The organism is Proteus vulgaris (assembly GCF_033708015.1).
In the GTDB taxonomy this organism is placed as follows: Bacteria; Pseudomonadota; Gammaproteobacteria; order Enterobacterales; family Enterobacteriaceae; genus Proteus.
The window spans coordinates 1666244-1679674 of sequence record NZ_CP137920.1 but is presented as its reverse complement, the minus strand read 5'-3'; the positions used below and the strand labels follow the sequence as shown (position 1 = coordinate 1679674).

Below are 13431 nucleotides of genomic sequence, written 5' to 3'. Positions count from 1 at the left end.
CATAATTAATCCTCTTCTTTCCGTCTATGCTCCTCTTCCACCGTCTGCACTTCTTCCATCTCACGCATTCTTACATTATAGATTGACTGCTCTGGCATCTGTACACGAACGGAAATAAAGCGACCATCAGGGATATCAATCGGGTCGCCATCATTGAAGCCGTCAATATCATTACGGGCAAACTTAGGTGCATTAGGGTGAGTTTGATGATACGTTCTCACGAGGATAGAACTATCTTTATTAACTTTAGAGTTAACCCAAATAAGAGGCTGTTTATTGACATCAAGTGGAATTTCAATACCACCATCAATAGCCCCCACTACCACCATCAATAGCCCCCACTCTGCATCTGAATTAAAGCCCAGTCCCCCTTCAATGAGATATTCGCCCTGAACCACTCAAATAACTGTGGTAATTATTTCCATATCAAATAGTTATATTTTTATGTCCAAGCTTTTAATATTTCGGTTGAATGCATAACAAAGGCATGTTGAGACAGTATTTTTCGAGTATGCTCATCTAAAAATCCATTACTAAAAAGGTGTTTTTTTATCGATATTATTGAGTTGAGTCATCATAAAATCTCCGAAATGTACAAGTGAAGAGGAATACAGTTCATCAACGTGTAGCTGACTTGCGATATATTTTAAAATTCCAAATCGCACCGAGCAGCAATATAAAGCTAGTTGCTAGAAATACTGCCCGCATCCCGATATGACCACCGACAATTCCGCCTATCAGCGGTCCGATGAACTGGCCTGCAAACTGTGCGGCTACAGAATAGCCGAGAATACTTCCTACCATTCCTTCTGGTACGCGCTGACGTATTACCGTTGCAATACAGGGTAATAATCCACCTAGTGCAAGCCCCATAAGGAAACGCAGAACAATAAGCTGCCAGCCCGAGGTAACAAATGCCTGAGGGATCAGCAACAATCCGGCAGCAGCTAACGCCAGTATGATGATGCGGAAATGTCCTATTCTGTCGGCTAGCTTTCCAAGCCAAGATGCGGAAATGATACTGCCCAAGGCCGCGACAGCCATTACATACCCTGCCACTTTAGTTATCTGAGATGCCTCACTAACGAGAGTTTGTACATAGACCGTAATAATGGGTTCTATCGACATATTGGCCAGCATCAGCAATAAGCCGGTACAAAGCATACAGACAATCACCGAACGGGCAGGTAACTGCGACCAGTTCATGCATTTTTTTGTCGATGAAACTGTGTTTTTTTGCACCTCTTCACGGATGAGCGTGAGGGTCATAATAAAGGCCAGAAATATCAAGGCGGCTGCGTAGAAAAACGTAGTTCGAATGCCAATCAGTCCCGGCAACCATCCCCCGGCAAGGGGGCCAACAAGATTACCTGCCATGACACCGGATGAAACGATCCCTAACGCCCATGCGATACGTTCTTTGGGAGCTTGGACAGCGATAAGGATCGTAGCACCGGATGAGTAACCTCCTGCAAGGCCAGCTAACAACCGCAGTCCGACTAATTGCCAGATATTTGTTGCCAGTCCCATAAGTGAAACCGTGATAGCCATTCCAAAGCTGGCTCTCACGAGCATCGACTTGCGTCCATATCTATCACCGAGTCTTCCCCAAACTGGGGCAATCAACCCGGCAGTAATAAATGTTGCGCTGAATACCACACCAGACCATTGAACAATCTCAGCATGACCGTGAACACCAAGTTCTTCGACATACAAAGGCAGAAATGGTAGCATCAGAGTCATTGCAAAGACGGTTGAGAACGAGCCAATAAAGCAAACAATCAGGTTTCTCTTCCAAAAGTTGTTATAAAAAGGAGTCATAAAAACGCTCTTTTTTTGGTATACCAAATTGGTATACCATACCGATAGCGCATCTTACTGTCAATTCACGGGAGAATATTGTCGTTATGAGCCAGGCATCAGAAGTTGAAAACCAATTAAGAAAATTGATACTCAGCATGGATCTAGGACCTGGAGAACGGCTGACTGAGCGCTGGGCTGAAGCAACGTTTAACGCATCTCGAACGCCTGTGCGAACCGCATTACAAAAACTTGAGTCAGAAGGTTTGGTCTGTCGAGAAGGGTTACGTTGGTTAGTGGCACCTATCGATGTCGATGAAGTTGAACAACTGTGTATTTACCGAGAAGTACTTGAAATTGCAGCATTAAAACTTTCAATCAAACAGATGACAGCAGAACAACTTAACATTCTGGAAAATCTACTCAAGGGGAATACTGTTGACGCTGCGGAAGAGATAATGGACGATGCAGGAACACGATTCCATCTTCAGCTAGCCCATTATTGTCAGAACGCGTTTATCATCGAAGGAATAAGCGATTCCCTGCGCCGACTTTCACGGGCACGATGGCTCGACAAAGCACCATCAAATCCCGCCTGGGAGGATCATCAAGAAATAATAACTGCACTTAGATTGCAAGATACTGAGAAAGCCGTAGAATTACTCGCCATTCATCTCAGAGAAAGCCGCCAGCGTCTTCTGGAAGCAATTAATTCAAGCAGACGTAGCTTAAGAGCGAGAGGTATTGCCATAACCTGACCATATGGAGCGTTTTCGCTACAAAATAAAAAGATCCGCTCCTCGCTCAAAGCAAACGGTCAAGAGCAGTTTTACTCTTTTAAGTTTAAGTAAATACAAATGATGGCCAGCGTTTACTCTGTTGGTTCATCTACTGGCTCTAATCTATTCACCTTTATCCACCCATGTGCGTCACCATATCCAACCAATAGCCAATCATTATTATCCCCATCAACAGGCTTTGTCGCTCTCATCCCATTGATTTGAAGAATATCTCCGGGTACTACAAACCAATTATTGTGGCGGCATTTTTCTGTCGGCGCCGCATGAAAATAGGCTCTCCCTTTTCCTACTACACGCCATTTTGGTGACTGTGCAATGAAGGCTTGAAGTCGGATAGTATTCAAAATTTGATGACACTCCTCCTCTTTTTTGAGGCATGACTGCATTCTTTGCCCTTTAGAATGACTGAACGTTAAGGCCTCACCGGTGCTTACATCTTGCAGTTGGTTTCTTTTCAGATCGTATGAAACCCACCCTAACATGCCTGCACCAGGGGATTCATTGGATGGTTTTTGACTTTTATCAGAAAGCTGAATTATCAGTTTGTCTTGCTCACGCCTATCGATAAAAAGATCAAGCCTATCTGCAGTGACACGTTCCACTCGAATTAATGCATGGTTACTACTGACGATTAACTTAATTAACTCTTGGCGGCAGTCAAACAATTCTCCTGAATAGGAGGCAGACATAGTACCATCGTCATCAACATCATCAATTGCCATTGATGGAAAAGACGCCAAACTTAGATTGAGGCAAAAAATTAGCGTTAGAAAACGCATACAAATTCCTTGATTGTGAATTGTTACAAAATTTCTATAAGTTCAAATTCCTCAAAGATAAGCTCCATTTCTTCAGAAGAAGAGCCCTAGCGTTCAAAATAATGCTTATGGCCTTCTCTGTCCAATACGCTAGGCTTAAATCTCCTTCACCTTCTTTACTGGCGAGTTCACTCGTCATTTCATTGAAGCGAATGACTTGCATCTTGAGAGTTCTGATTACGCTCATTGGCTGTTCGTTTCCATTAAATTCATCAGCACTATTTTCAAGACGAGCAATAGAATCGCTATCTTATTTAGACTGCCAGTAAAGTGGTGAACTGAACGCGTCTATGTAGTAATCGATAACTGCCCGAACGTTCAGTGGAGGGTGGCGGGCATTTGGGTAGATTGCCGCGATATGCTGTGGCTCGGTTTTTATAGATATATCCAGATCCGGCAACAGTTCGACTAGATCGCCACTCTTCAACCGGTCTCCAATCAGCCAGTCAGGAAACAGCACAATTCCCATTCCTCCGAGTGCGGCAATCAGCAGGGTTTCAGCATTATTAGACGACATCAGAGGTGAGACGGGATAGTGCACCCATTCCTCTCCATGCCTACGTAGCAGCCAGTGGTTTGGTCCTGACGAACCGCGATAGACCAGGCATTTATGATGTGCGAACTCTTCGGGTGAGTTTAGTCTACCGTGGCGGCGGATGTAATCCGGTGACGCAGCAAGATGATAGAACTGCTGGCCAAACACGCGCGCATGAAACGAGGAGTCCGTCAGCACTCCAATTCGGAAAATTACGTCAGCCGCCTTTTGGTGTGGATCGATGTAATCATCAGTCAGCGTAAGTTCAATGCTAAGCCGAGGGTATCGATCCGCCAAGCTGGGTAACGCGGGTGCTACATGGCGCTGTCCAAAGAACACCGGTGCGTTTATGCGAACCATTCCAGAAGGCTCAAGCGTTCTCTCGTTAAGTTCTCGTCGCGCTTCCTCCATGTTGCTAGTCATGGCCCGCGCATAGCGGACAAAAATATGGCCACTTTCCGTCGGAATTATCGCACGGGTATTACGGTAAAAAAGCTGCTGCCCGAGCATATCCTCTATCTGATGGATGACGCGCGATACCTGAGAAGCTGATATCCCTTCCCGCCGTGCCACTACAGAGAAATTCTGCGTTTCATAAACATCTATAAAAATCAGTAGGGTACGAATACTGATGTTTCCAAGTTTATTCATTAATGCATATCCTGCACAAGTGTTTATCTTATTGTGGCATTTTTCTCATCTATGTAAAGCTGTAATCTTCTCCACCTAGACAACGGGAGATTGATTGCTATGCAGCTGATATTAATTTTTATCGTAATTGCCGGAGGTATGGGACTGTCCATAGAGGCAGGATTGCTTGGACCTCTTGGTGGGGAGGTTGGTGATCTCTGGGCTACTTTCAGCATATTTGGTGTGGGCGCGGCACTGACCTTCTTGCTGATGCTTTTTTTCAGCCCACGTACCAGCCCATCATTCTTTGCACAGCCTTCGTGGTATCTGCTTGGTGGTGTGCTTGGGCCAATTTACGTCATCATCCTGACTGTAGCAACACCAACAATCGGCATCGCTATGACTATGATCGGCATATTGGCAGGTCAAGTCTTTAATAGCCTGATTATTGACCACTTTGGCCTGTTTGGTTCGTCACACAGGAAAATTGACAGAAAACGTATCATCGCGCTGTTTTTCATCATTGCAGCGCTGGTTATGGTTGCACAGGAGTAAATTAACATTATGACTATTATCATGATCCTTCTCGCCGTCGTCGGTGGTGCTATGTTGAGTATCCAAGCGGCTATCAATGGCCAGCTGGGCAGCAAGGTCGGCGTATTCAAAAGTGCGTTCCTGACATTTTCTGTAGGCGCGCTGGTGACGGCGTTGCTGATCTTTTTTTTCGAGCCCAAACACGCTCTGACTTTGATGGATGTGCCTAAATGGCAATTGCTAGGCGCAATATTTGGCGTACCATATATCGTTATTATGGTTCTAGCCGTTCAACGTATTGGCACAGCAGTTGCTACGGTCGCGGTCATTTTTGGCCAGTTAACCATGAGCATGCTGATTGATAACTTCGGCTGGCTAGGCAATGAGGCAATCTCGTTCTCCTTAAGCAGACTTAGTGCCGTTATCTGTTTGGGTATCGCACTTTTTTTCATTTACTCTAGCAGCAAGCCAAAAGCCGTACCGACGAAAAAAAATCTGCAACAGGAAACCGTTAACACATAAATGTGACTGCGCCCCGCCCTGTCGTGAACTGCACCCCAAAAGTTGGACTCTTTTAGTCTAAATTGAAGGGTGCGTTTTTATGTTAAACCATGCACATGATTTAATCCGAAAATAAGGGGATCTGTCACTATCAAATCAATACAATTCTCTGGTAACGCTTTCAGCACAATCAATGCGTCATTATTATATAATTGCATCTATATCCTTTATTGAGGCAACAAAAAAGCCAGAAATTATCAAACTTCTGACTTGTATTTATATTTAATATAAAAGGGTGCAAAAACAGGTGGTAATTTATAGCTCTTTTATTGGATATGTTTTTTCCGTTTTAGAACCATCACTATAAATTTCAGAAATCGTAATGTCCCCGCCATTTACTGAATATTTCACAATGCTATCTAAAGGATCATCCCTCCATCGACCAATACTATCAGCATTATTTGATGCCCAAATTACCTTTTCACCGTTTAGCTTGCATTTAATAGCCCAGCGACTGTTATCTACTGAACGAATGTAATGAACATAAGCAATACCGTTTTCAATAGTCTCTAATTGCATAATCTTATGATCTCGACCAAACATAGTTGCCGCAGAAGCTTTACATACTTGCCCTACATCAACATTTTGTGCAAAAACAGAAGAACTAAACAGTAGTGATAATAATAAGATTTTTTTCACAAATTTAATCTCTCATTTAAGATAAGTCATTATGTATATCGTCAATTAATCGAAAAGCTTTATCTTGAATTTTTATTTATAAAGTTATTATTCAGTCTTATCTTTATCTAGGGCTTATTAAGTGTAAATTTATCTTTTATGCAAGAAAAATATGAACTGATAGCTTTTCTTATAATATAAAGTCTTTAATCAATTCTTTTATATGTTATTACGTGATATTGATTGGGGTGAAGGAATACCCGCTTCCTTTCATGAGCAACGTTCATTATCAGAACGTTTATATCGAAAACAGGGTATCGATACGCAAGCTTTATTAGGGCATGCCACTCAAGCACAGACAGATCGTTATAATGATGTTCGTGGCAAAGAATGGATAACCATCGCGTGTTAATCTTATTTCTGACTTTATTTTAATTCATAAGATAATCTGCAAATGATAATTTTCGCCACGTTTATCATGCGGTTTGCAGATTATTTTCTTTCTTTTTCATTTTGCCATAAATAAAGCCTTATCGCCTCTTTTAAAGTATTGATTTTAACACTTACGTTTTATTTATTGTTTGTTTGGTTTTGCTACATTAGGCTACTTTTAATACAAAAATACGCATCAACACGTTACACGCACTCATAAAAAATCCTGTAACAAAAACGGGAACCCTTAAGTTCCCGTAATCAATTCACAACGCTAATTATATTATATATGTTTGATAATCGCGTCACCAAACTCGCTACATTTCAGCAGTTTAGCGCCTTCTAACTAACGTTCGAAATCATAAGTGACGGTCTTAGCAGCAATCGCGCCTTCCATACCTTTAATGATTAAGTCAGCAGCTTCAGTCCAACCCATGTGGCGTAGCATTATATAAAACTGCCATCATTAACTATTTGTTTATTAAGGCATATTCACACTTAATAGGTTTAAAAGACGATGATTGTACCTTTTTATAACTACTTGATTACCATAATGCTTTTATTGGTTTTGATAACTGCAAGTTAGAAATATAAATAGCTTTTAATGATTATATGCAGGAAAAATACTAGTTGAAGAAAAGAATAAACATCCCAATTAAGATATATGGTACAAAAACATAAAGAACTCACTTTTTATCAAAAATAGTTATGATCTATGTAATTATTTGAGAAAAAGTGAGCATTTCTTGGATACTAGAGACTATAGTTATTTAAAGATGAACAATACTTTATCTATTATGTAAAATTAATAGATATCATGAATTTTAGGCAACAAAAAACCTCGAAAAAGGCTTTTCTAAATTGTAACTAGTTAACTTTTGAGATTTGTCAACTTTTGAACCAATTCATAAACTTTTGTAGTTGGCATATCAGTTTGATACTCCGCAGCCTTTTTATTTACTGCAATTGCATTCTTAATCGCAGTAGGCAATTTATCTTCTAATTGAGAGAAGATATCAATCATACCTTTATTGTAATCTGGTATATATTTTTTAAGATCAGATAATACCTGTTTGCCTGTACTGTTTTTCTTTTGCTGCTGATAACTCTTTGTTGTAAAAATAAAATGAAGAAGTAGCCAAAATTCAAATGAAGGAACAGAACTAATTATAATCAATTCACCTTTAAGTTTAGTATCTCTGGCTATTTCATGAGCTTCTTTATAACAAGGATGTGCATCCTTATCAATAACACAATATATCTTGTCGAAAGGTATTCTTTTACTTCGCTCTTCTTCTTTAGCTAACTCTATTGCATACTGCACAACCGTTTTAGGTGATGGGCCACAACTACCATCAACTTTTACATTAGCACTACTTAATTTATATAATCTAATTATTTCATTAAAATAATTGGGCTCTGTTTTTTCACCTTCAGTTACTATCAATATTCGATCATAAGACTCTTTTTTAGCAGATTTTCTTCCTAACTCAGCTATCTTTTTAGCTTTTCTTTTTTGAAAAAGTTTATCAGACATCATCATCACCAATGAAAGGAAGAGCTCCAAATTTTCCAGCTAAATACGACGCTTCTAAATCCTCACTACCTTTTCTAACTACAAAGTCAGTTAATGGATAAATTGATGTTTCATTATTAAGTTTTTCAGAAAACCAAATTTGATCTCTTCTAAATACATTTTGTTTTAAAATCGATGTTTCATGTGTAGTAAAAATTAATTGTGCATTATTAGGGTTTGTTGAGGGATTATTAAATAACTTAACCAAGTATTCTACCATTTTAGGATGTAAGCTATTATGTAATTCATCAATAAATAAAATATTTCCAGCATTTAAACTATCGATCCATGGACCAAGAAAACCAAAAAGCCTTGTCGTTCCATCTGATTCCTCTGACAAATCAAATTTAACTAAATCACCTTTTTTATTTTTTCTATATGTCATCACCTCGATAGCTTCCGATCCTTCGGCCTCTTTAGATAAAAAGCTTTTTAGTTCCTTTGGCATATCAGATGGGAGATCATTAAGGTCAAACTTACGTTTTTTTACTTCAATGTTGTCAATCCCCGTATCTGCATTTCTTAATGCTTTAAGAATTCTTTCTTTTTTACCATTCAAACAACTCTCAGCAGTAAATGCTACCCCCCATCCTTTACTAGAGCTAAATTTAACCTTCCTCTCAAACCATCTATATACAGGAAGTAACTGTTCACTATTTAATAAAACGGCTGTAGATAAAAGTAACGCATTACTTCTTGTCGAGCGAGTCCAAACACTTTTATCCCCTTTTAATTCCTGACCAAAATAGGTTTTATAGTTATAAGTCTCATTATCCCACTCCCTTTGGTACAAAGTCCTCGCTCGTCCATAAGGGAAAGAAAACAACCATTCAGAAATAATTCTTTCTTTAGTAGCTGAAAACCCAAACTGGTATCTAACGCTATCAGAAATAAATGTAACTTCAAATTCACTAGGAGAAGATAAAAGCTCTTCGTCTAATTTATATTGACTAATAGGAAGTGGATCGCTTTCTTTATAGCCAGATGCTGACTCAACAACGATTTCACAAATCGTATGCATAGCCTCAAGAAAATTTGATTTACCAGATGCATTAGCGCCATACATAGCAGCTGTTTTTAAAAGTTCAATTACATTTGGCTCCATTAACGTGAACACATTATCTTTCAAATCAGTTAGCTTGCTTGCAGACATTGAAAATGTTTGCTTTTCTGCGATTGATTTATAGTTAGTAATTGACAATTCGATTAACATAGTTTTTCCCTATTTAGATATCGTATTAATATACACATCACTGGCACATGTCGCCAGTTAAACATCCTTATTTGGCAATAAATGATAAATATCATGAGTTATTATATCAATGGAGGTGATTCAATGTATCAAAACAATTGTATATATTTGGCAATAATCTATGCTTTAACAAAAATCTTCATCTAATCATTAGTTATTTAACCCATAATATCAGCATACCATATAAAAATGTTGCCCCATCTTACTGCTAGGCTATTTTCTGATAAGTTTGGGGTGAGGAATTCAAAAAACACACATTTGCGCGAGTTCTTTAATGAACGATTGGTATTTTATTGAGAGAGAAGTAAGAAGTTTCCTGATGTGAATTCAGTGCAGTATTTGAAAACAGAGTAGTGCCGATGCTCGATGGAACCGACCGAGTTATATAATCAATCAGTTATCAATTTCTGGTGCGCTATTGGTGTCCTGATTATTAAAGTAATACGTCATTCTTACCTAACCCAAATTTCTCTTTCATCTCCTCTTCCTTTTGTCTGCGTTCCTCTTCCACTTTCTGCACCTCTTCCATCTCACGCATTCTCACGTTATAGATTGATTGCTCTGGCATCTGTACACGCACTGAAATAAAACGATCGGATGGAATATCAATCGGATCACCGTCGTTGTAACCATCAATATCATTACGAGCGAACTTAGGTGCATTAGGATGAGTGCGGTGATAAGTTTTAACGAGAATAGAACCGTCTTTGTTAACTTCAGAGTCTACCCGAATAAGTGGCTGTTTATTGACATCGAGTGGAATTTCAATACCACCATCGATACCACCCCAGCCTGCGTCAGCGTTAAACCCAAGAACTCCTTCAATGAGATACTCACCTTGAGCTACTCGAGTAACCGTAGCGCCTTCTGATTCATCGTTAGTGTTGAATGTGCCGTCGGGATTGATGTCGATAATAGGGGAAGCTCTTTTGATAAAGCCATTTGAATCCAGTGTTGTATTAACACTGCCCCACAACACATTTCTTCTCTGATTTCCTGCATTCAGGCACTCAGTAATGGTAATTCCGTTCCCCGCAACAAAAAACTTAAACGATATATTATTATCGTATTGCAAGGAAATCCCTGAGCCATATGAGCCAAAATAATTACTTCCAACATTAGCTCCTTGAGAAAAGAAATAAGAACCCCTTAATGGATCCTTCAAATCAGAGTCAGTTACATAACCAGCCTTACCACCAACGCCATGATCACCAACGAGCATCATCTCCCCTGATTTCTGCGGTATTTTTACAGTAAAACCACCCACACCACTAACATTTGAGTATATTCCGTACTGATTCCCTCTTATTGCTTTTAGAAAACCAAAATAGTCATTTGGGTTATTTTTATCTGAGCTAAATATTCCGTTGTACGACATTAGCTGACCGTTAAATCGTTGAGTCTCACTTGTATGTCGATTTGGCATTTCTTCCCATGGATACCAGTCAACTGATACCCTAACTCTAATAAATTTTCTTGCTGATAGATATGTAGTGTATTCCTGAATGCAACCACCCAACGCCCAGCCACCAACGGTTTGAGCCACTCTTAATGCGCCGGCTTCTTTTATTGGATAATTTCTCTCAAGTGTGGCCTCATTAGTTGCATCTTGCTGATAATCGCCCGCAATTATGACCTCATTTAAATTTTTAGCATTCAGTCTGTTTACAGCACCAACACCAAAATCCCCAATATGTACTGTTTTATTATCATCCGCTTTTTTACTAATATCCCCCTGCATCTTCTTAATGCTATCGAGCGTGATAACTTCACCGTTTGGCATCTCAATTTTTGTTTGCCCTGTTTCAGTCATCCACGTATTCATCGCATCGAGAAAATATTGCGTGTATGCATTTATAGCAACCATGGTTCTAGCTGCATCACTATTATTATCGGGCTCAGTAATATGAATTGAGAATGTGGTGTTAGTAGTCGTTGCTAATGCAGGTTGTGCTAATACTAATTCAGTGTCGGAATTAACGGATTTAATCATGTAGGGAATATTAGTATTTCCTGATTTAATTAAAATTGTCATTCCGATATTAATGGCGGGATTATTATTTTTAAATTTAGTGCCAGTTCCGCGGACAATAGCAGACCCCGACACTGTGCTAACAGTGCCTGTTGTGTATATCATGATTTATTTCCTAGCTTAATTAATTAGAAATTCTTCGCTTGAATCAGGAAATGCAAAAACTCTCCCCCTGAGAATAAACTCCGTCCACTCTCCAGCAACCCCTCCGGTCGCATAAGGTATTTTTATACCAACACTACTAATTCCCTTTCCCGCTGGTATTTTTACGACAAATTCGTTGCAAACATATTCATCTTTTCTAGCATTCGATGTATTTCCTGACCAGACCGAGACTGTTTTGACATTAAAAATTCCATCAACATAAATTTCAGCAACCCCTCTACCATCTCCCATGAATGGAGCCATATACCCCATTAATGCCCCGTTTGGTGTTTTTGTTCCAAACCAGTCAGGGATATAATCTTCTTGATGTAGTGAACCGCTAACCCACAAATAACATGGGGTGTCTCGTTGTTTAAATTTAAACAACTCTTTTATTCCATCGCCTTTCCATCTATCATTTATATAAATCTCATCAGAAATTGAAACAATATTTCCTATTAGCTTTCCGGCCTTAACTGTTCCATTAAAATTTCCATCCGCACCATCGATAGTTCCCCGAAATGTCGCATTATTAAATTCAGCATTACCCGTATTAGCATCAATATTAAATCCCGTCTTACCTAATTCGTAATTCTTGGACTTTATAGCTTCAGATAACACCATTTCACGAACATTCGCTTTATCTAAAAACGCCTCCTTAATAAAAAACTGCCCATTTTTGGCATACATGAATAATTCCATCTTGCCATTTACAGGGTTATACCAAGCAAAGTTATTCGCATTGTAACCAAAGAATGATTCGAGCTTTCCATTCTTAACTTGAGCACTAATCACTTGCCCTGCTGCGTTATATTTAACCTTGTCATGAACAATCGTGATATTAATTGAGTGAGTGACAACACCGTCACCGGTCTGGCTAAATTCAGCCTGCATTTTCTGGTTAATCATGCCTTGCTGTTTGCCGAATTGCGCTTGTACTTGCTCCTCTGATTTAGCTAGTGCCTTATCTGTTTTAGATATTGCTTCTTTGTTTGTCACAACATCTGCAGCAACACGAACAAGTTCTTCATCCGTTATTTGCAATGAACGATTGGTCTTTTCGAGATTCTGATTAGTTTTATCTAAATTTTGATTAGTGATACCAAGGTTTTTATTAGTGCCAGCCAAATTGTTATTCGTGCTATCAATACGCTGATTAGTTGCACTATTAGTTGTTGTTATCTCCGTTCTAATTTCAGTTGTTGTTTGACCGAACGCTTGATCGAGTTTAGAAATAGATGTTTTAACTTCTTTAATTTCTGAGTTAAAAGTGTTCTCTGCATTATCAATTGATGAGTAGAGCTGAGTAACAGTCTGTGCCCATGCTTCGTTATCCGTTGCACGGACTTGCCATAGCTCTTTGATTCCAGCTTGTGATTGACCGTGTTTCATTAACAAACTGCGTGATAGTTGAGAGTCAGCGTTACTAAGAATGAGCGCTGTCTCAGCATTCCAATCTAATTTTTCACTGAGTTGCTTTCCTGCCTCAGTTGTCATAAATTGGCCGTCTAGTTCATCAAGTATTTCTTTGGTGTTACTATCTGGCTCGCCTTTCGCTTCAACAAATACTGATTTTCCAACGGCATTCACACTACGAACATAAATATAATAGGTATGCCCTGCTTTTAGGTTTCTACCTTGAATAACCCACATAGAACTAACACCTAAATATTCAGCACGACTTTCCACTTCGCGAATA

13 protein-coding genes and 2 pseudogenes are annotated in these 13431 nt (G+C 39.3%); 4 read left to right on the top strand and 11 right to left on the bottom strand.

Annotated features, from left to right (window positions below; genetic code table 11):
* Positions 1 to 5: 5 nt before the first annotated feature.
* Both SB028_RS08010 and SB028_RS08005 read right to left on the bottom strand, forming a co-directional pair.
* Positions 6 to 398, bottom strand: a complete 393-nt coding sequence (locus SB028_RS08010) for a hypothetical protein (protein WP_069368435.1) — start codon at positions 396 to 398, stop codon at positions 6 to 8.
* Positions 399 to 618: 220 nt separating this feature from the next.
* A complete protein-coding gene (locus SB028_RS08005; RefSeq protein ID WP_069368434.1) occupies positions 619 to 1821 on the bottom strand; it encodes an MFS transporter in 1203 nt (400 codons plus the stop codon).
* 86 nt (positions 1822 to 1907) lie between these two features.
* On the opposite strand from SB028_RS08005, the gene SB028_RS08000 reads away from it, so the two are divergent.
* Positions 1908 to 2558, top strand: a complete 651-nt coding sequence (locus SB028_RS08000) for a GntR family transcriptional regulator (RefSeq protein WP_069368433.1) — start codon at positions 1908 to 1910, stop codon at positions 2556 to 2558.
* A gap of 113 nt (positions 2559 to 2671) precedes the next feature.
* On the opposite strand, the gene SB028_RS07995 is transcribed toward SB028_RS08000, so the two are convergent.
* From SB028_RS07995 to SB028_RS07985, 3 genes are all read right to left on the bottom strand, one after another.
* Positions 2672 to 3379, bottom strand: a complete 708-nt coding sequence (locus SB028_RS07995) for a hypothetical protein (protein ID WP_069368432.1) — start codon at positions 3377 to 3379, stop codon at positions 2672 to 2674.
* Positions 3380 to 3413: 34 nt separating this feature from the next.
* Positions 3414 to 3581, bottom strand: coding sequence for a hypothetical protein (locus SB028_RS07990; RefSeq protein ID WP_286138888.1), 168 nt, complete (start codon positions 3579 to 3581; stop codon positions 3414 to 3416).
* Between the two features lie 87 nt (positions 3582 to 3668).
* A complete protein-coding gene (locus tag SB028_RS07985) occupies positions 3669 to 4604 on the bottom strand; it encodes a LysR family transcriptional regulator (RefSeq protein ID WP_069368430.1) in 936 nt (311 codons plus the stop codon).
* Between the two features lie 99 nt (positions 4605 to 4703).
* Here SB028_RS07985 and SB028_RS07980 point away from each other — a divergent pair, with 99 nt between their 5' ends.
* Positions 4704 to 5138: a DMT family transporter gene (locus SB028_RS07980; protein ID WP_069368429.1), complete on the top strand. Its 435-nt coding sequence runs from the start codon at positions 4704 to 4706 to the stop codon at positions 5136 to 5138.
* A 9-nt stretch (positions 5139 to 5147) separates the two neighbouring features.
* Positions 5148 to 5639 (top strand): DMT family transporter, encoded by a 492-nt coding sequence (locus SB028_RS07975; RefSeq protein WP_069368428.1) that lies wholly within the window; start codon positions 5148 to 5150, stop codon positions 5637 to 5639.
* A gap of 294 nt (positions 5640 to 5933) precedes the next feature.
* Here SB028_RS07975 and SB028_RS07970 read toward each other — a convergent pair whose 3' ends face one another.
* Positions 5934 to 6317: a hypothetical protein gene (locus SB028_RS07970; protein WP_069368427.1), complete on the bottom strand. Its 384-nt coding sequence runs from the start codon at positions 6315 to 6317 to the stop codon at positions 5934 to 5936.
* 214 nt (positions 6318 to 6531) lie between these two features.
* On the opposite strand from SB028_RS07970, the pseudogene SB028_RS07965 reads away from it, so the two are divergent.
* A pseudogene (locus tag SB028_RS07965) lies at positions 6532 to 6708 on the top strand (integrase); the annotation flags it as partial.
* A gap of 303 nt (positions 6709 to 7011) precedes the next feature.
* Here SB028_RS07965 and SB028_RS07960 read toward each other — a convergent pair.
* From SB028_RS07960 to SB028_RS20740, 5 genes and pseudogenes are all read right to left on the bottom strand, one after another.
* Positions 7012 to 7179 (bottom strand): annotated as a pseudogene (locus tag SB028_RS07960) (isocitrate/isopropylmalate family dehydrogenase); the annotation flags it as partial.
* A gap of 420 nt (positions 7180 to 7599) precedes the next feature.
* Positions 7600 to 8265 carry an RloB family protein gene (locus tag SB028_RS07955; RefSeq protein WP_197672852.1) on the bottom strand — a complete coding sequence of 222 codons (666 nt, stop codon included), beginning with the start codon at positions 8263 to 8265 and terminating at the stop codon, positions 7600 to 7602.
* On the bottom strand, positions 8258 to 9517 hold the full coding sequence (locus SB028_RS07950; RefSeq protein ID WP_069368425.1) for an AAA family ATPase: 1260 nt from the start codon (positions 9515 to 9517) through the stop codon (positions 8258 to 8260). The genes SB028_RS07955 and SB028_RS07950 overlap by 8 nt, the downstream gene beginning before the upstream one ends.
* 472 nt (positions 9518 to 9989) lie before the next feature.
* On the bottom strand, positions 9990 to 11693 hold the full coding sequence (locus tag SB028_RS07945) for a pyocin knob domain-containing protein (RefSeq protein WP_318860112.1): 1704 nt from the start codon (positions 11691 to 11693) through the stop codon (positions 9990 to 9992).
* Positions 11694 to 11708: 15 nt separating this feature from the next.
* Complete coding sequence (locus SB028_RS20740; protein ID WP_413242935.1) at positions 11709 to 12626, bottom strand: DUF1983 domain-containing protein; 918 nt, start codon at positions 12624 to 12626, stop codon at positions 11709 to 11711.
* Positions 12627 to 13431 lie beyond the last annotated feature (805 nt).

What these genes read in the sequence shown, in the direction of transcription:
- SB028_RS08005 (WP_069368434.1), bottom strand. Translation starts at nt 1,821, where the DNA reads ATGACTCCTTTTTATAACAACTTTTGGAAGAGAAACCTGATTGTTTGC.
- SB028_RS08000 (WP_069368433.1), top strand. Translation starts at nt 1,908, where the DNA reads ATGAGCCAGGCATCAGAAGTTGAAAACCAATTAAGAAAATTGATACTC.
- SB028_RS07995 (WP_069368432.1), bottom strand. Translation starts at nt 3,379, where the DNA reads ATGCGTTTTCTAACGCTAATTTTTTGCCTCAATCTAAGTTTGGCGTCT.
- SB028_RS07990 (WP_286138888.1), bottom strand. Translation starts at nt 3,581, where the DNA reads ATGCAAGTCATTCGCTTCAATGAAATGACGAGTGAACTCGCCAGTAAA.
- SB028_RS07985 (WP_069368430.1), bottom strand. Translation starts at nt 4,604, where the DNA reads ATGAATAAACTTGGAAACATCAGTATTCGTACCCTACTGATTTTTATA.
- SB028_RS07980 (WP_069368429.1), top strand. Translation starts at nt 4,704, where the DNA reads ATGCAGCTGATATTAATTTTTATCGTAATTGCCGGAGGTATGGGACTG.
- SB028_RS07975 (WP_069368428.1), top strand. Translation starts at nt 5,148, where the DNA reads ATGACTATTATCATGATCCTTCTCGCCGTCGTCGGTGGTGCTATGTTG.
- SB028_RS07955 (WP_197672852.1), bottom strand. Translation starts at nt 8,265, where the DNA reads ATGTCTGATAAACTTTTTCAAAAAAGAAAAGCTAAAAAGATAGCTGAG.
- SB028_RS07950 (WP_069368425.1), bottom strand. Translation starts at nt 9,517, where the DNA reads ATGTTAATCGAATTGTCAATTACTAACTATAAATCAATCGCAGAAAAG.
- SB028_RS07945 (WP_318860112.1), bottom strand. Translation starts at nt 11,693, where the DNA reads ATGATATACACAACAGGCACTGTTAGCACAGTGTCGGGGTCTGCTATT.
- SB028_RS20740 (WP_413242935.1), bottom strand. Translation starts at nt 12,626, where the DNA reads ATGCAGGCTGAATTTAGCCAGACCGGTGACGGTGTTGTCACTCACTCA.